Origin of the sequence: Beutenbergia cavernae DSM 12333 (genome assembly GCF_000023105.1) — a bacterium.
GTDB classification, from domain to species: Bacteria; Actinomycetota; Actinomycetes; order Actinomycetales; family Beutenbergiaceae; genus Beutenbergia; species Beutenbergia cavernae.
Genome location: NC_012669.1, coordinates 3,416,244 through 3,431,819, shown reverse-complemented (window position 1 = coordinate 3,431,819; position 15,576 = coordinate 3,416,244). Strand labels below are relative to the sequence as shown.

16 protein-coding genes are annotated in these 15,576 nt (G+C 74.6%); 10 read left to right on the top strand and 6 right to left on the bottom strand.

Going from position 1 to position 15,576, the window contains the following annotated elements; genetic code table 11:
• Positions 1 to 78 precede the first annotated feature (78 nt).
• Both BCAV_RS15500 and BCAV_RS15495 read right to left on the bottom strand, forming a co-directional pair.
• A complete protein-coding gene (locus BCAV_RS15500; protein ID WP_015883561.1) occupies positions 79 to 1,332 on the bottom strand; it encodes a sugar ABC transporter substrate-binding protein in 1,254 nt (417 codons plus the stop codon).
• Positions 1,333 to 1,433: 101 nt separating this feature from the next.
• A complete protein-coding gene (locus BCAV_RS15495) occupies positions 1,434 to 3,482 on the bottom strand; it encodes a beta-galactosidase (protein ID WP_015883560.1) in 2,049 nt (682 codons plus the stop codon).
• 200 nt (positions 3,483 to 3,682) lie between these two features.
• On the opposite strand from BCAV_RS15495, the gene BCAV_RS15490 reads away from it, so the two are divergent.
• Genes BCAV_RS15490 through tsaD form a run of 8 tightly spaced genes read left to right on the top strand, consistent with a single transcriptional unit; the run spans position 3,683 to position 11,155 of the window.
• Entirely contained in the window at positions 3,683 to 4,699 is a 1,017-nt protein-coding gene (locus BCAV_RS15490) for a LacI family DNA-binding transcriptional regulator (protein WP_015883559.1), read from the top strand.
• Between the two features lie 49 nt (positions 4,700 to 4,748).
• Complete coding sequence (locus tag BCAV_RS15485; RefSeq protein WP_015883558.1) at positions 4,749 to 6,329, top strand: NAD(P)H-hydrate epimerase; 1,581 nt, start codon at positions 4,749 to 4,751, stop codon at positions 6,327 to 6,329.
• A complete protein-coding gene (alr, locus tag BCAV_RS15480) occupies positions 6,329 to 7,465 on the top strand; it encodes an alanine racemase (RefSeq protein WP_015883557.1) in 1,137 nt (378 codons plus the stop codon). Before BCAV_RS15485 ends, alr begins: the two co-directional genes overlap by 1 nt.
• Positions 7,458 to 7,940 carry a tRNA (adenosine(37)-N6)-threonylcarbamoyltransferase complex ATPase subunit type 1 TsaE gene (gene tsaE, locus BCAV_RS15475; RefSeq protein WP_015883556.1) on the top strand — a complete coding sequence of 161 codons (483 nt, stop codon included), beginning with the start codon at positions 7,458 to 7,460 and terminating at the stop codon, positions 7,938 to 7,940. Before alr ends, tsaE begins: the two co-directional genes overlap by 8 nt.
• Positions 7,941 to 7,989: 49 nt before the next feature.
• Entirely contained in the window at positions 7,990 to 8,685 is a 696-nt protein-coding gene (gene tsaB, locus BCAV_RS15470) for a tRNA (adenosine(37)-N6)-threonylcarbamoyltransferase complex dimerization subunit type 1 TsaB (protein ID WP_245528869.1), read from the top strand.
• Positions 8,682 to 9,209 carry a ribosomal protein S18-alanine N-acetyltransferase gene (rimI, locus tag BCAV_RS15465; protein WP_015883554.1) on the top strand — a complete coding sequence of 176 codons (528 nt, stop codon included), beginning with the start codon at positions 8,682 to 8,684 and terminating at the stop codon, positions 9,207 to 9,209. The genes tsaB and rimI overlap by 4 nt, the downstream gene beginning before the upstream one ends.
• Complete coding sequence (locus BCAV_RS15460) at positions 9,206 to 10,039, top strand: sulfurtransferase (protein ID WP_015883553.1); 834 nt, start codon at positions 9,206 to 9,208, stop codon at positions 10,037 to 10,039. The genes rimI and BCAV_RS15460 overlap by 4 nt, the downstream gene beginning before the upstream one ends.
• A gap of 57 nt (positions 10,040 to 10,096) precedes the next feature.
• Positions 10,097 to 11,155: a tRNA (adenosine(37)-N6)-threonylcarbamoyltransferase complex transferase subunit TsaD gene (gene tsaD / locus BCAV_RS15455; protein WP_043347344.1), complete on the top strand. Its 1,059-nt coding sequence runs from the start codon at positions 10,097 to 10,099 to the stop codon at positions 11,153 to 11,155.
• Between the two features lie 81 nt (positions 11,156 to 11,236).
• On the opposite strand, the gene BCAV_RS15450 is transcribed toward tsaD, so the two are convergent.
• The 3 genes from BCAV_RS15450 to BCAV_RS15440 form a co-directional block, all read right to left on the bottom strand.
• Complete coding sequence (locus BCAV_RS15450; RefSeq protein ID WP_015883551.1) at positions 11,237 to 12,127, bottom strand: formate/nitrite transporter family protein; 891 nt, start codon at positions 12,125 to 12,127, stop codon at positions 11,237 to 11,239.
• Between the two features lie 164 nt (positions 12,128 to 12,291).
• A complete protein-coding gene (locus BCAV_RS15445) occupies positions 12,292 to 12,855 on the bottom strand; it encodes an HAAS signaling domain-containing protein (protein WP_015883550.1) in 564 nt (187 codons plus the stop codon).
• Positions 12,852 to 13,262 carry a PadR family transcriptional regulator gene (locus tag BCAV_RS15440; protein ID WP_015883549.1) on the bottom strand — a complete coding sequence of 137 codons (411 nt, stop codon included), beginning with the start codon at positions 13,260 to 13,262 and terminating at the stop codon, positions 12,852 to 12,854. Before BCAV_RS15440 ends, BCAV_RS15445 begins: the two co-directional genes overlap by 4 nt.
• 145 nt (positions 13,263 to 13,407) lie before the next feature.
• Between BCAV_RS15440 and BCAV_RS15435 the strand changes: the two genes are divergently transcribed.
• Positions 13,408 to 14,088 carry a GNAT family N-acetyltransferase gene (locus BCAV_RS15435; protein WP_015883548.1) on the top strand — a complete coding sequence of 227 codons (681 nt, stop codon included), beginning with the start codon at positions 13,408 to 13,410 and terminating at the stop codon, positions 14,086 to 14,088.
• Here the strand turns inward: BCAV_RS15435 and BCAV_RS15430 are convergent.
• On the bottom strand, positions 14,081 to 14,497 hold the full coding sequence (locus BCAV_RS15430; protein ID WP_245528868.1) for a VOC family protein: 417 nt from the start codon (positions 14,495 to 14,497) through the stop codon (positions 14,081 to 14,083). The two genes, BCAV_RS15435 and BCAV_RS15430, sit on opposite strands and share 8 nt — an antisense overlap.
• Positions 14,498 to 14,632: 135 nt before the next feature.
• Between BCAV_RS15430 and BCAV_RS15425 the strand changes: the two genes are divergently transcribed.
• Positions 14,633 to 15,574: a helix-turn-helix transcriptional regulator gene (locus tag BCAV_RS15425; RefSeq protein WP_015883546.1), complete on the top strand. Its 942-nt coding sequence runs from the start codon at positions 14,633 to 14,635 to the stop codon at positions 15,572 to 15,574.
• Positions 15,575 to 15,576: the final 2 nt, after the last annotated feature.

The following is a 15,576-nucleotide window of genomic DNA, read 5'->3' as shown; positions in this document are numbered from 1 at the left end:
GGCGAACGCCGACGACGGCGCCCGGCGATGCGTGGGCGGTGGTGGGGGCGCCGCTCGTCGTCGCGGCGCCCCCGCACCTCAGCCGATCGCTCCCTCGATGTCGGCGACCATCGTGTCCCACGCCTCCACGGGCTGGGCCGCGCCGGAGATGATGTTCGCCTGCGTGACACCCCAGAACGCCCAGACGTCACCCATCTCGGGGATCGACGGCATCGGCACGCCGTTCTCCGACGCCGCGAGGAAGCCCTCCATGATCGGGTCGGACGCGACCTCGTCCGCCACCGACGTCATCGCGGGCAGCCGGGGGTCGGCCTCGTACATGGCCATCATCGCCTCGGGCGTGGCCATGTAGTTGGTGAGGAAGTCGTTGGCGAGGAGCGCGTTCTCGCTCTGCGCGCTCAGGTAGAAGCCCTGCACGCCCACGAACGGCGCCGCCGTCTCCGGCCCGGCCGACGGGATCGGATCGATCGCCAGCGTGAGCCCGGCGTCCTCGAACTTCGTGATGTTCCACGGCCCGTCCACGGTGTACGGCGCGTTGCCGGCCATGAACTCGGCCTCGGCGATGTCCAGCGTGATGTCCGTGCTGAACACGCCTGTGCCGTTCGGACCGTTCGCGGCCAGCCACTCGGCGTAGGCGTGCCCGGCGTCGCCGCCCATGCCGATCGTCGAGGTGTACGAGCCGTCGTCCGACTGCTCGAACACCGGCGCCCCGAACGACGTCTGGAAGCCGTAGTACGTGTACGGGTCACCCTCGGGACCGGTCTTGATGAGGAACGGGTACTGGGCGCCGGTCGCCTCGCCGGCCGCGACCATCTCGTCGAACGTCGCGGGTGCGGGCTCGGGGGCGAGCGCCGTGTTGCGGATCAGCGCCACGCTCTCGACGGCGTACGGCAGGCCGTAGAGCTGTCCGTCGTACGTGAACGCCTCGAGGGCCACCTCCTGGAACTCCGACGTCTTGTCGGCCAGGTCGACCGAGTCGACGACCCCGTTGACGATGAACGAGCCCAGCCAGTCGTGAGCGCCGACCGTGATGTCGGGGCCCTCGCCGGTCGGCACCTGGGCGAGGAAGTCCGCCCGGATGTCCTCGAAGTTCTTCTGGACCAGGGTGACGGTGGCACCGGTCTGCTCCTCGAACGTCTGGGCTGCGGCGGCGACCGCCGGCTCGCGGTTCTCGTCGACCCAGATCGTGAGCTCGACGCCCTCGCCGGACTGGGCGGCCTCGGTCGTCTCCTCGGCCGACGTCTCCTCGCTGCCCGGGTCGCCGCCGCCACTGCAGGCGGCGAGAAGGGCGACGGCCGCCGCGAGGGCGACCGGGATGGCTGTCTTGCGCATGCGGTGGGTGTCCTTCCGGTTGAGCCGCGGTGCGCATCGGGGATCGCGACACTGCGACGGGGATGAGAGCCCTCAGGGGCGAGGCGGTGGTGCGGGGAGGGTCATCGACCACCCCCGCCGGCGTCGGCCTGCTCGACGCGTACGACGGCGACGGCGCCGGCCGGGAGGTCCAGCGCCCCGGTCACGGGGTCACCGGAGAGCAGCTCGACGCCGCGGGAGAGGTGCACCTTCACGTCCTCGTCGCCGTGGTTGATCGCCACCAGGAAGTCGGCGTCGTCGCCGTGGCGGGTCACGATCTCGACGTCCTGAGGACGGTCCGACGGCGCGATCCCCGCGTCGGCGTAGGCGGCGCGGAGCACGGGGGCGAGCTCGGGGATCCCGAGGCGGGTCGAGACGTACCACCCGGTGCCGGACCCGTGACGACGGCGGGTGATCGCCGCGCGACCTCGCGCCGGTCCGTCGAGGTACGTCGCGACGACGTCGGCCCCCTCCAGGGCGATGTGCTCCTGCCAGACGTCAGCGACCAGCTCGCGCCCGCCGTCGCCGTCGCCGTCGGCCCAGGCCAGGCGGGTGGTCTCCGCGGCCCGCAAGGGCAGGAACTCCTCGACCGTGAGGCCGAGGACCTCGCGCAGCGGCGCGACGAAGCCGCCGCGGTGGACCGCGTCGTTCTCGTCGACGATCGCCGAGAAGAACGAGACGACGAGGGTGCCGCCCCCGGCGACGTACGCCCGCAGGTTGTCGGCCGCCGCCTGGGTGAGCAGGTACGACGCCGGGGCGACGACGAGCCGGTAGCTCGCGAGGTCGGCCGCCGGATGGGCGAAGTCGACGGTGACGCCGTCGAGCCAGAGTCGCTCGTAGTACGCGCGGATCCGTTCCTGGGCGCGCACGTCCACGGACGGGTGCCAGTCGAGCCCCTGGGCCCAGAGCGACTCCGTGTCCCAGAGGATCGCGGCGTCCGCCCGCACACGCGAGCCCTGCACCGGCGCGAGGCGGGCGACGTCGGCTCCGAGCGCCGTCACCTCGTGCCACACGCGCGAGCTCGTGCCGGCGTGCGGCAGCATCGCGGAGTGGAACTTCTCCGCCCCCGCGCGTGACGCCCGCCACTGGAAGAAGAGGATCCCGTCGGCGCCGCGCGCCAGGTGCGCGAGCGAGTTCCGGGCCATCTCACCCGGCCTCTTGGCGATGTTCCGGGGCTGCCAGTTCACGGCCGACGTCGAGTGCTCCATGAGGAGCCACGGCCGCCCACCGGCTACCGACCGGGTCAGGTCGGCCGCGAGGGCGAGGCCGACGTGTCCCCGCGGGTCGGCGGCCGTCAGGTAGTGGTCGTTCGAGATGATGTCGACCTCGCGCGCCCAGGCCCACAGGTCCGTCGTCAGGCACTCGGCTGCCATGAAGTTCGTGGTCACCGGCTGCGAGGCGTGGGCACGGATCGCGTCCCGCTCCGCGACGAAGCACGCCCGCAGCTGGTGGTCGGTGAAGCGGGCGAAGTCGAGTCGCTGCGCGGGGTTGGCGACCGACGCGGTGGCGGCCGGCGCCCCGACGTGCGACCACGCCCCGTAGGTCTGCCCCCAGAACGCCGTGCCCCAGGCGCTGTTGAGTGCGTCCAGCGAGCCGTACCGCGCCCGCAGCCAGGCGCGGAAGGCGGTGACGGCGGCGGGGGAGTAGTCCTCCCCGACGGGCGCGCCGTACTCGTTGTGGACGTGCCACATGACGACGGCAGGGTGGTCGGCGTAGCGCTCCGCGAGTGCCGTCGCGATGCGCACGGACGCCCGGCGGTAGGCGGGGGAGCTGGGCGACGCCATGCCGCGCGAGCCGAACCCGAGCGCTGTGCCGTCGCGCGTCACGACCCGTGCCTCGGGGTAGGTGGCGAAGAACCAGGCGGGAGGTGACGCCGTCGGCGTCGCGAGGTCGACGGCGATCCCGCCCGCGTGGAGGAGGTCGAGAAGGTCGTCGAGCCAGCAGAAGTCGAACGCTCCCTCACGAGGTTCGAGCGCCGCCCAGGCGAAGATGCCGACGCTGACGAGCGTCACACCGGCCTTGCGCATGAGCGCGAGATCCTCGGCCCACGTCTCGCGCGGCCACTGCTCGGGGTTGTAGTCGCCACCGAACGCGACGACGGAGCCACCGGGCCAGGTCGTGCTCGTCGCCATGACGCTCCGTCGAGTCAGTACGGCACGTGCCGCTCCACCATGAGTCGGCACGGTCCCGGGCTGGGACCGTGCACAGCATATCCAGCACCGAGCACGATGTGTCACGTTCCGACAGCGTTCGTGACCGAACCGTGATCGTGCACAGGAATCGGTCCGTTTGTACCGCTGCGGCGCCGTCACAGCGGTCTAGAGTCGAGGCCGTGGACCCCCTCGCAACCGCCCCTCGGCGTCCGACGATCCGCGACGTCGCCACCGCCGCGGGCGTGTCGCGCGGCACCGTCTCGCGGGTCATCAACGGGGGCCACTGGGTCTCCCCGACGGCGCGTGACGCCGTCGAGCGCGCGATCCGGTCCACGGGCTACCGCGCGAACCAGCACGCGCGCAGCCTCGTCACCGGGAGGTCGAACTCGCTCGCGTTCCTGCTGACCGAGCCCCAGCACCTGCTGTTCGCCGACCCGACCTTCTCGATCCTCCTGCGCGGAGCGGCGGAAGCGCTCGCGAGCCGCGGCATGACGCTCATCCTGCTGGTCGCCGGCACGCCCGAGGAGCGCGAGAACGTCGCCCACTACGTGGGAGCCCGGCACGTGGACGGCGTGCTGCTCATCTCCTCGCACGAGAGCGACCCGCTCCTCGAGTCGCTCCAGGAGCAGGGCATCCCGCTCGTGGCCTGCGGCATCCCGATGGGCCACGCGCGGCAGGTGCCGTCCGTGTCCGTGGACGAGGTCGCGGGTGCGCGGACCATGGTCGCCCATCTCCGTCGGAGCGGCCGACGCCGGATCGCCATGATCACCGGTCCGCTCGACACCCCGGGCGGGCGGTACCGCCTCGAGGGGTACCGGACCGAGCTCGGTGAGGACTTCGACGAGCGCCTCGTCGCCTACGGGGACTACAGCGCCGAGTCCGGGGCTGCCGCGATCTCGCAGCTGCTCGCACGGGCGAGTGACCTCGACGCCGTGTTCGCGGCCTCCGACGTCATGGCCGCGGGCGCGCTCGCCGCCCTGCGCCGAGCCGGCCGATCGGTACCGGGTGACGTCGCGGTCGGCGGCTTCGACGACTCCGGGCTCGCCGCCACCCTGGATCCGCCGCTCACCACCATGCACCAGCCCTTCGACCAGATCAGTGCCGAACTCGTGAGCCTGCTGCTGAGCGTGATCGACGGGGGTCCGCAGAAGTCCGTCACGTTCCCCGCGACGCTCGTGGTGCGGGAGAGCGCCTGAGGGCCGTCCCCCTGCGCCGCCGGGCTCGGCTCGGGATGATGGGCGCGTGATGCGCGCCTACTCCGCCGCCCAGGTCCGCCGAGCCGAGGAGCCGCTGCTCGCCGCCGGCGCTCCGCTGATGCAGGAGGCCGCGGGCGCCCTCGCGCGGGCGGTCCGTGAGGAGATCCGAGCGGGGACTCCGGAGCGCGGGACGAGCGCAGCAGGATCGCGACCGACGGCACCGGTGACCCGCGGTCGCGTCGCTGGCGCGCGGGTGTGCGTGCTCGTCGGCAGCGGCAACAACGGCGGTGACGGGCTGTTCGCGGCAGCGTTCCTCGCCGGGCGCGGTGTGGCGTGCGACGTCGTCCTCGTCGGTACGCACCCGCACGCGGGCGGCCTGGCCGCCGCCCGCCGTGCCGGCGTCGGCATCCACCTGGCCGGCGACGACGACGGCGTGAGCGTCGCCGTCCGCCTCGCCCTGCGCTCGCACGTCGTCGTCGACGCGATCACGGGCATCGGAGCGCGGGGTCCCCTGCGTGGACCGGCCGCCGGCCTCGTGACCGCGCTCGGCGACGCCGTCGACGCGGCGCCGGCACCGCCCGTCGTCGTGGCCGTCGACGTGCCGAGCGGGATCGGCGTCGACGACGGCGCCGTCCCCGGTCCCGTGCTGGTCGCCGACCGCACGGTCACGATGGGCGCCGCCAAGCCTGGACTCCTCCTGCCGCCGGCGGCCGGTGCGGCCGGCCGCGTCGAGGTCGTCGAGCTGGGCCTCGACGCGCTCGCGGCGGAACCGCCGGACGCCGTGCGGCTCACGGGAGCGGACGTCGCCGACCTCTGGCCGGTCCCCACGGCGGACGACCACAAGTACACCCGCGGGGTGCTGGGCGTCGTCGCCGGTTCGGGGGCCTATCCCGGCGCCGCGGTCCTCACGACGAGCGGAGCCGTGCGGTGCGGCGTCGGCATGGTGCGCTACCTCGGGTCGACACCCGTCACGGCGGCCGTGCAGGCGCGCCACCCGGAGGTCGTCGCCGGCCGCGGCAGGGTGCAGGCCTGGGTGCTGGGGCCGGGCATCGACCCGGCGGACGGCGCCCGGGCCGAGGACGTCGAGCGGACGTTCGAGGACGCCCTCCGCGCAGGTGTCCCGATGGTGCTCGACGCCGGGGCCCTCCCGCTCCTGCCGGACGGGCTGCCGGCGCACGCCGTCCTCACCCCGCACGCCGGGGAGCTCGCGCGCCTCCTGACGGACGCCGGCGACGACGCCAGCCGTGCGGACGTCGAGGGCGCCCCCGTCGCCGCGCTGCGGCGCGCCGTCGAGATCACCGGCGCGACGGTGCTCCTGAAAGGTGCGACCACGCTCGTCGCCGGTCCCGGCACGCCCGTCTACGCGCAGGCCGACGCGACGCCCTGGCTCGCGACGGCGGGGGCCGGCGACGTGCTCGCCGGCGTCCTCGGCGCGTTGCTCGCGGGCAGGTCCGGCGACGTGGTCGAGCGGCCGGCGCTCGCCGCCGAGCTGGCCGCCGCCGCCGCCCTCGTGCACGGCCGCGCCGCCCGAGCCGCCTCGGCAGGCGGCCCGATCGCGGCGCTCGACGTGGCCGACGCCGTCCCCGGCACGCTCCGCGACCTGCTCACCGGTGAAATGATGGACGGGTGATGACCTACCCGGCCCGCGCCGTCGTCGACCTCGGCGCGATCGCCGGGAACGTCGCCCGGCTGCGCGAGGTGGCCGGCCCCGCCGAGGTGATGGCCGTCGTCAAGGGCGACGCCTACGGGCACGGGCTCGTGCCGGTCGCGCGCGCCGCCCTCGGCGCCGGGGCCACCTGGCTCGGCGTCGCCCAGCTCGGCGAGGCCCTCACGCTGCGGGCGGCCGGCGTCGACGCCCGCACCCTCACCTGGCTGTACGCCCCCGGCGCTCCGCTCGCCGAGGCCCTGCGCGCCGACCTGGACCTGTCGGTCGCCGCCCCGTGGGCCCTCGACGAGGTCGTCGGGGCGGCCCGCGAGAGCGGCGTCGTGGCCCGGGTGCACCTCAAGGTCGACACCGGGATGGGCCGCTCCGGCCTGTTCCTCGACGAGTGGGGCGGGCTGCTCGACGCCGCCGTGCGAGCGCAGGCCGCTGGCGAGATCGACGTCGTGGGCGTGTGGTCGCACCTGGCGAGCGCCGACGACGCGGAGAGCGGGCTCACCGCCGAGCAGACCCGGGTGTTCGCGGAGGCGGTCCGGCGAGCCGAGGACGCCGGGGCGCACCTCGAGGTACGGCACCTCGCGAACTCCGCCGGCACGCTCGCGCACGCCGCCACCCACTTCGACCTCGTCCGCCCGGGCATCGCCGTCGTCGGCCTCAGCCCGTTCGGCGACCGCACGGCCGACGAGCTGGGCCTCACGCCCGCCATGCGGCTGGAGGCCGAGCTCACCATCGTCAAGCACGCCCCCGCCGGCCAGGGCGTCTCCTACGGGCACGAGTACACGACGTCGGAGGCGACCTCGCTCGCCGTCGTCCCGCTCGGGTACGCCGACGGGATCCCGCGGCACGCCGGCGGGGCGGGCCCCGTGCAGGTCGGCGACACCTGGTCGCGGATCGCCGGCAGGGTCTGCATGGACCAGTTCGTGCTCGACCTCGGCGCCGGTGCGAACGCCCACGCGGGGGACGTCGCCGTCCTGTTCGGGTCGGGCGCCGACGGCGAACCCACGGCGGCCGACTGGGCGCGCGCCGCCGACACCATCACGTACGAGATCGTCACCCGCCTCGGCCCGCGCGTCCCTCGCGTGCACGTGGGAGGGCGGGATGCCTGAGGTGGAGCTCGAGCTGGCCGACGCCGACGCCACCCGCGCGCTCGGACGCCGCCTCGCCACGCTGCTGCGCGCCGGCGACCTCGTCGTGCTCACCGGGGAGCTCGGCGCCGGCAAGACCACGCTGACGCAGGGCCTGGGCAAGGGCCTGGGCGTGCGCGGCCAGGTCGCCTCGCCCACGTTCGTCATCGCACGCGTGCACCCCTCGCTCGGCGACGGCCCCGCCCTGGTGCACGTCGACGCCTACCGCCTCGGCAGCCTGGACGAGGTGGACGCCCTCGACCTGGACACGTCCCTCGCCGACTCCGTCACGGTCGTCGAGTGGGGCGCTGGACTCGTGGAGCAGCTCGCCGGCGACCGCCTGGAGATCGACCTCGTCCGGCCCCGCGGCGACGCCGAGGACGTGCCGCGCCGCGCCGTCCTGCGGGCACACGGCCGCCGGTGGGCGGGGGTCGACCTCGCGGGCGCCCTCGCCTGAGTCATCGCTCGTTCCTCGCTGTCGGAGTCTCGCTCGTTACGCTGGGCGCGTGCCCACTCCACCTGTCGCCGGCCCCGTGCTCGGCATCGACACCTCCGGCGGGACGTCCGTCGCCCTCGTCGACGCCGCGGCGGGCTGGACGCAGCTGGGTGTCGCTGGCTCCCCGGACCCGCGCGGCCACGCCGAGGTCCTCACGCCCCTGATCTCCGAGGTGCTCGACGCCGCGGGGCTGAGCGCTCCCGACCTCGCCGGCATCGCCGTCGGCACCGGCCCGGCTCCCTTCACGGGCCTGCGGGTCGGGATCGTCACCGCGCGGATGCTCGGCCGGGCGGCCGGCGTCGAGGTCTGGGGCGTGCCGAGCCTGGACGTGTGGGCGCGCGCCTGGTTCGACGGCGAGGGCAGGGCTGCCGACGGCGCCGTGCGCGTGGTGGCCGATGCTCGCCGGCGCGAGGTCTACACCGCTCGCTACGTGCGCGACGGCGACGGCGCCGTCGTCCGGACCGACGGGCCCGACGTCGTCGCACCCGACCGGCTCACGCTCGCCGAGCCGTGCGTCGGCCCGGCGACCGGCCTCTACCCGGACGCGCTGCCGACGGTCCCCGGAGCGCCGGAGGAGTTCGACGCGGCCCTCCTCGCCCGGATCGGCGCCGAGCGCGCCGCCGCCGGCGACGACGTCGCGCTCACGCCGCTGTACCTGCGCCGTCCCGACGTCGCGCCCCGGGCGCCGCGCAAGAGGGCCTCGTGACCCCACCCGTCCGGCTCCGCCGGCTCACGGCCCGTGACCTCGATCGCGTCGTCGAGCTCGAGCCCGTGCTCTTCGGGGCGGGTGCCTGGTCGCGCGCGACGTATGACGCCGAGCTCGCCCGACCCGACCGCCGGTACGTCGCGGCCGTCGACGACGACGACGCGCTCGTCGGGTGGGCCGGCATCGCCGTCGCCGCGCAGGCCGAGATCATGACCGTCGGGGTCGCGCCGGGGCACCGTCGTCGGGGGATCGGCGCCGCGCTCCTCGCCGCGCTCCTGGACGCGGCGCGGCGCGCGGGCTCCCGCGAGGTCTACCTCGAGGTGCGCGCGCACGACGCCGGGGCGCAGCGGCTCTACGAGCGGGCCGGATTCGTGCCGCTGGGCATCCGCAAGGGCTACTACCAGCCGGAGGGAGCCGACGCCGTCGTCATGCGGCTCTCCCTCGCGGCGCCACCGGGCGTCGTCGGCGCCGAGATGCTGCGGGCCGACGCCGTCGGCACCATCCCCGAGAAGGAGCACCCATGAGCGACGTCCTCGTCTCGGCGACGGACCTCTACACCCGGCTCTCGTCGGCGCGCGAGAAGGACCCCGTGCTGCTCGACGTGCGATGGACCCTCGCGGAGCCGGACGGCCGCCGGGCGTACTCCGCCGGCCACCTGCCCGGCGCCGTCTACGTCGACCTCGAGCACGAGCTGGCGGGTCCGGGCTCACCCGAGGCCGGCCGCCACCCGCTCCCGACGCTCGCCGACCTGCAGGCCGCCGCGCGCTCCTGGGGAGTCGACGACGGCGCCGACGTCGTGGTCTACGACGACGCCGGGGGCACCGCGGCGGCCCGCGCGTGGTGGCTGCTGCGGTGGGGCGGGCACCCCTCGGTGCGGATCCTCGACGGCGGTCTCGCGGCCTGGGCGCGGGTCGGCGGGATCCTCGAGGACGGCGACGTGCGCCCGCACGTCGGCGACGTGGAGCTCGCCGGCGGTGGGATGCCGACCATCGACGCCGACGGCGCCGCCGCCTGGGCGGGCATCCTCCTCGACTCGCGGGCGGGGGAGCGGTTCCGCGGCGAGAGCGAGCCGATCGACCCGCGCGCCGGGCACATCCCGGGCGCGGTCAGCGCGCCGACGTCGGACAACCTGGACCCCGCGGGCCGGTTCCTCGGCGCGGAGGCGCTCCGCGCGCGGTTCGCGGCGCTCGGGATCGACGGCGACGTCCCCGTGGCCGCGTACTGCGGCTCCGGGGTGACGGCGTCGCACGAGATCGCGGCCCTCGCCGCGGCGGGCATCCCGGCCGCGCTGTACCCGGGATCGTGGTCGCAGTGGTCCAACGACCCGGACCGTCCGGCGGCCACCGGGGCCTGAGCCGTGTCCTCGGCCCGACCACCGGCGGACGCGCGCCGGCGCACTACCCTGGACGCCGTGCCAGCGGAACCCCTCGTGCTCGGGATCGAGACGTCGTGCGACGAGACGGGGCTCGCGCTCGTGCGCGGCCGCGAGCTGCTCGCCGACGTCACCGCCTCCTCCATGGACTCCCACGCGCGGTTCGGCGGCATCGTCCCGGAGATCGCCTCGCGCGCCCACCTCGAGGCCATAGAGCCGACGCTCGACGCGGCGCTCGGCCAGGCCGGGGTGGGCCTGTCGGACGTCGACGCGATCGCCGTCACCGCCGGGCCCGGCCTGGTGGGCTCGCTCACCGTCGGCTCGGCCGCGGCCAAGGCCCTCGCGCTCGGGCTCGGCGTCCCGCTGTACGGCGTCAACCACGTGGTCGGGCACGCGGCCGTCGACGAGCTCGTGCACGGCCCGTTCCCCGAGCGGTTCCTGGCGCTCGTCGTGTCCGGCGGCCACTCGAGCCTGCTCATGGTGCGCGACATCGCACGTGACGTCGTCGAGCTCGGCCAGACCCTCGACGACGCCGCCGGCGAGGCTTTCGACAAGGTGGGGCGGATCCTCGGCCTGCCCTACCCGGGCGGACCGCACGTCGACCGCCTCGCCCGCGAGGGCGACCCGGACGCCATCGCGTTCCCGCGCGGACTCTCCCGCGGCAAGGACCTCGCGCGCCACCCGTACGACTTCTCGTTCTCCGGCCTCAAGACCGCCGTCGCGCGCTATGTCGAGGCCCGCGAGGACTCGGGCGCCGGAGTGCCCGTGGCCGACGTCGCCGCCTCGTTCTCGGAGGCCGTCGCCGACGTCCTGGTCACCAAGACCATCGCGGCGTGCCGCGCCCACGAGGTCGACACGCTCGTGATCGGCGGCGGCTTCTCCGCGAACTCGCGGCTGCGGGAGCTCGCCGCGGAACGCTGCGCCGCCGCCGGCGTGGACGTGCGGATCCCGCCGATCCGCTACTGCACCGACAACGGCGCCATGATCGCCGCGCTGGGCTCCGCCGTCGTCCGCTCCGGCGTCGCCCCCTCCCCGCTGGACCTCGCGACCGACTCCCAGATGCCTCTCGAGCAGGTCGTCATGGGTGCCGTCGCCTGAGCCGCACCGGCGAGCGGGCGAGCCCGCGTCGCCGCGAGTGCGTGATCCCTCCCGGCGACTCGCCGAGGACGTCGAGAGGTGTCACGCACTCGGCGTGAGTGCGGGGGCCTCGAGCGTCTCGTCGGCCCGCCCGGCCTCGGCGCCGGCCCTCCCGGCCTCTGCCTCGGCGTCGCGCCGGGCCGCCGTCCGGGCGTGCGTGGCGTACAGGGGGAGTGCCGTGAAGAGGAGCCCGCCCACGAGGTTGCCGAGCACCGTCGGGATCTCGTTCCACACCAGGTAGTCCATGATCGTGAAGTCGCCGCCGAGCAGCAGGCCCGACGGGAACAGGAACATGTTGACGACCGAGTGCTCGAACGCCATCGCGAAGAAGAGCATCACTGGCATCCACATGGCGATGGCCTTGCCGGGCACGTCCTTCGCGAGCATGGCGCCGACGACGCCGGTCGAGACCATCCAGTTGCACAGCATCCCGCGCACGAAGAGCGTGAGCATGCCCGACGCCCCGTGCTCCGCGTACCCGACGGTGCGTCCCTCGCCGATGTGGCTGATCGCCTCGCCGACCTCGTTGGGCGGGGTGTCGAACCCGTAGGTGACGACGATCGCCATCATCAGCGCCACGGTGAACGCCCCCGCGAAGTTCCCCAGGAACACGAGGCCCCAGTTGCGCAGGACGCCCCGCATCGTCACGCCGGGGCGCTTGTCGAGCCAGGCCAGCGAGCCGAGGACGAACACCCCGGTGAGCAGGTCGTACCCGAGCAGGTACAGCATGATGAACCCGACGGGGAACAGGAGGGCGCCGATCAGCGCCGAGCCCGTCTGCACGGTGATGGTCACGGCGAACGCCGCGCCGAGCGTGAGGATCGCGCCGCCCATGTACGAGCGGATGAGCGTGTCCCGGGCCGACAGGAAGATCTTGGACACGCCGGCGTCGATGAGCGTCGGGACGAGCTCGGCTGGCTTCACGTAGGACATCGCTGAGCCTTTCGGGGAGCGGACGACGGCGCGTGCCGGTAGCCGCCGACGCTAGGAGCCGCTCGTTTCCCTCACGTGTCGGGCACGACGTCGGTCCGGTTAACGAGTTCGCTCAGCCGGCCCGACCCGGCTGTGAGAACTCCGCCTCGTCCGAGCGCCGAGCCTCATCCGAGGGCCGAGCGACGTCGCCGCTCGGCCCGAGACGTCCACGTCCGCCACGGCTGCGCGACGACGACGAGCACCGCCGCGAGGACGGCGAGCGGGATCCAGGTCCCGTACGTGAAGGCGACCCCGAGCTCACCGGGTGCCAGCACGACCTCCAGTCCGACACCGAGGAAACCCGCCTCCGCGACCCCGCCGCCGACGCTCTCCAGCGCGCCGAACATCCCGAGCGCGTACAGGCACGTCGCGATGAACCACGCCAGGAGCACGCCCAGCGCGGCAGCGCCGCCGAGGCTCCAGCGGGGGTGGTCGCCGGGCTCGGCCTCGAGGTAGTCGCGCGCGAGCTGGCGGGGGGACCCGAGCGCCCGCAGCGCCACCCGCATGCCGCGGCGCGCGGCGTCGTCGTCGATCGCGACGCGGAGCTCGGTGAGGACCGCGCGCCGGCGCCGCCCGGGGTAGGCGTCGAGCCAGAGCTCGAGTCGGGCGAGGTACCACTCGCGGCGGGCGCGTTCGCGTGCGGGGAGCCGCGGCTGGGCCGTCGGCGCGGGAACCGTGGACTGGGTCATGACTCCTCCGTGCGGGTGGACGACGGTGCCGGGTCGGTGCCGGCCGGGCGTGGGACGGCCGCGTCGACGACGCCGCTCAGGCGGTCCCACTGCGTGCGCTGCGCTGCCATGGCAGCCAGCCCGGCGGGGGTGGGCGCGTAGTACTTCCGGGCCGGACCGCTCGACGACGGCACGAGCCGCGCGCTCAGGCTCCCCTCGCGCTCGAGGCGGGTGAGCACCGGGTACACGGTGCCCGTCGCGATGTCGGTCAGCCCGGCGTCGCGCAGGCGCATCACGAGCGCGTACCCGTACGACTCGGAGTGGGCGAGCAGCGCCAGCACGAGCATCGGCAGCACCCCCTTGAGGAGCTGCGTGTCCCGGAGGGGCTCGTGGTGCTGCCCGCCTGGGTCGAGGGACGGCCTGGTCACGGTGCCATGCTAGACCTACTATCCGGTATAGACAAGTAGCGGGTCACGCCGAAACGCCCGCCGGTGCGAGGCGGCGACGACGGCGCGATCCGAGCGACCGGAATCGCGCTTGACGGCGCTCGCCACCTCCCGCGAGGCTCCCGCGATGACCTTCCCGCTCCCGCCCGCCGATCTCGTCGACCTCTGGCCGCCGACTGGCGTGCGCGCCGTCTCGGGCGACCTGGAGCTGCGCTTCGCCTCCGACGACCTGCTCGTGGCGCTCGCTCGGCTGGCTGGCGAGGGCGGGGTGCACGCACCCGAGAGGATGCCGTTCAACGTCCCGTGGACGCGCGGGACGCCGGACGAGGTCGCGCGCAGCGTGCTGACGTTCAACTGGTCGCGCCGCCCTGCGATGACGCCGGACGAGTGGAGCTTCCACTTCGCGGTGCTCGTCGGCGGAGAGCCTGTCGGCCTGCAGGACATCGGCGCCCGCGACTTCCCGATCACGCGCACCGTCGGCACCGGGTCGTGGCTCGGCCGCCGTGTCCACGGCCGCGGGATCGGCACCCGCATGCGCGCCCTCGTGCTGCACCTCGCGTTCGACGGACTCGGCGCCGAGATCGCGACGACCGCCGCGTTCGCCGACAACGCGCCGTCGAACGCCGTCAGCCGCAAGATCGGGTACCGCGAGAACGGACGCGTCGTCGACGCCCGCGAGGGCAGCCCCGCGGAGCACCAGAACTACCGGCTGGACCGCACGGACTGGGAGTCGGGTGCCGGCGTGCGCCTCGACGACGTGCGGCTGCACGGCGTCGAGGCGGTCCGGGACTTCCTCGGGATCAGCTGACGCCGTCCACCGTGCCCCGCGCCTCGAGCATCTCGAGGTAGTGCGGGTTGTGCATGATGCCGAGCACGTTCCCGAACGGATCGACGACCGCCGCCGTCACGAACCCGCTGCCGCCGCCCTGCTCCGTGATCGGCTGGTACTCCGTCGCGCCCATCGCGAGCAGCCGGCGATGCGTGCCCTCGAGATCGTCGACGTGCCAGTGCATGACGGCGCCGCCGGGTTCGCGGGGCGCGGCGGCGGGGGCGTACCGGCGGTCGATGATCCCGAGCTCGTCGGCGTCGTCGCCGATGCGGAACTCGACGTACGCCGGCGCCTGGGGGGCCGGCGGGAACGCGTAGTACGCCTCGACGCCGAACAGCTCGGCGTACCAGTCGCGCGCGGCGGCGAGGTCGTCGGCGTAGAAGCTCATGGTGGCGAATCCTCGGAACATCGGTTCTCCTCGGGTCGGGCGGCCGCGTGACTCGGCGGGCCGCTGCTGAACATGTCCATCCTGCGCCCGATAAGTGCTCACCAAGTGAGCACGTTTCCTGCGAGGATCGTCGGCATGCGCGCCGACCGTCTCGTCGCCGCCCTCCTGCTCATGCAGACCCGGGGGCGGATCACGGCCGCCCAGCTGGCCGACGAGCTCGAGGTGTCGGTGGCCACCGCTCGCCGCGACCTCGAGGCGCTGTCGACAGCGGGAGTTCCCGTCTACCCGCAACCGGGTCGTGGCGGCGGGTGGCAGCTCGTGGGCGGGGCGCGCACGGACCTCACGGGACTGACGTCGTCCGAGGCGCGGGCGCTCTTCTTGCTCGCGGGCCCGGCGGCGTCCCGCGACCCGGGTGCGCGGTCGGCCCTGCGCAAGCTCGTGGGGGCGCTGCCCGCACCGTTCCGGGCCGACGCCGAAGCGGCCGCGGCCGCCGTCGTCGTCGACACCGCGGGGTGGGGAGAGCGCAGCCGCACCCGCCCGCCGCTCGTCGACACGCTCCAGGACGCCGTCGTCCGACGGCGCAAGGTCACGCTGGACTACGTCAGCCCCGGGCGCGGGCGCAGCCGGCGGCTGGTCGACCCCTGGGGCCTCGTCGACAAGGACGACGTCTGGTACCTCGTGGCCGGCACGGACAAGGGTCGGCGGACGTTCCGCGTCGACCGGATCGCCGGCGTGACGCTGAGCGAGGAGGCGGCGGAGCGCCCGGCGGAGCTCGAGCTGGAGCGGGTCTGGGAGAGCGTCGTGGCCGAGATGGAGGAGCGCCGCTCCCTCGTCCCCGCGACGGTCCTCACCGACGCGCGGTTGCTGCCGGTGCTGCGGGACCGCTTCGGCCGGCACTGCGAACAGCTGGAGGAGCTCGACGGCGGGCGGGTCCGTGTCCGGGTCGCCGCACACCTCCCGGTCGGGGTGGCCCAGGAGCTCGCCGGGTTCGGTGGGGCGGTCGACGTCGTCGAACCCGAGGAGGTGCGCGCGGAGCTCGCCCGCCTCGGGGCGGAGCTCCTCGAGCGCTACGGGTAGCG

What these genes read in the sequence shown, in the direction of transcription:
- BCAV_RS15500 (WP_015883561.1), bottom strand. Translation starts at nt 1,332, where the DNA reads ATGCGCAAGACAGCCATCCCGGTCGCCCTCGCGGCGGCCGTCGCCCTT.
- BCAV_RS15495 (WP_015883560.1), bottom strand. Translation starts at nt 3,482, where the DNA reads ATGGCGACGAGCACGACCTGGCCCGGTGGCTCCGTCGTCGCGTTCGGT.
- BCAV_RS15485 (WP_015883558.1), top strand. Translation starts at nt 4,749, where the DNA reads ATGCGCGCCTACTCCGCCGCCCAGGTCCGCCGAGCCGAGGAGCCGCTG.
- alr (WP_015883557.1), top strand. Translation starts at nt 6,329, where the DNA reads ATGACCTACCCGGCCCGCGCCGTCGTCGACCTCGGCGCGATCGCCGGG.
- tsaE (WP_015883556.1), top strand. Translation starts at nt 7,458, where the DNA reads ATGCCTGAGGTGGAGCTCGAGCTGGCCGACGCCGACGCCACCCGCGCG.
- BCAV_RS15460 (WP_015883553.1), top strand. Translation starts at nt 9,206, where the DNA reads ATGAGCGACGTCCTCGTCTCGGCGACGGACCTCTACACCCGGCTCTCG.
- BCAV_RS15450 (WP_015883551.1), bottom strand. Translation starts at nt 12,127, where the DNA reads ATGTCCTACGTGAAGCCAGCCGAGCTCGTCCCGACGCTCATCGACGCC.
- BCAV_RS15445 (WP_015883550.1), bottom strand. Translation starts at nt 12,855, where the DNA reads ATGACCCAGTCCACGGTTCCCGCGCCGACGGCCCAGCCGCGGCTCCCC.
- BCAV_RS15435 (WP_015883548.1), top strand. Translation starts at nt 13,408, where the DNA reads ATGACCTTCCCGCTCCCGCCCGCCGATCTCGTCGACCTCTGGCCGCCG.
- BCAV_RS15430 (WP_245528868.1), bottom strand. Translation starts at nt 14,497, where the DNA reads ATGAGCTTCTACGCCGACGACCTCGCCGCCGCGCGCGACTGGTACGCC.
- BCAV_RS15425 (WP_015883546.1), top strand. Translation starts at nt 14,633, where the DNA reads ATGCGCGCCGACCGTCTCGTCGCCGCCCTCCTGCTCATGCAGACCCGG.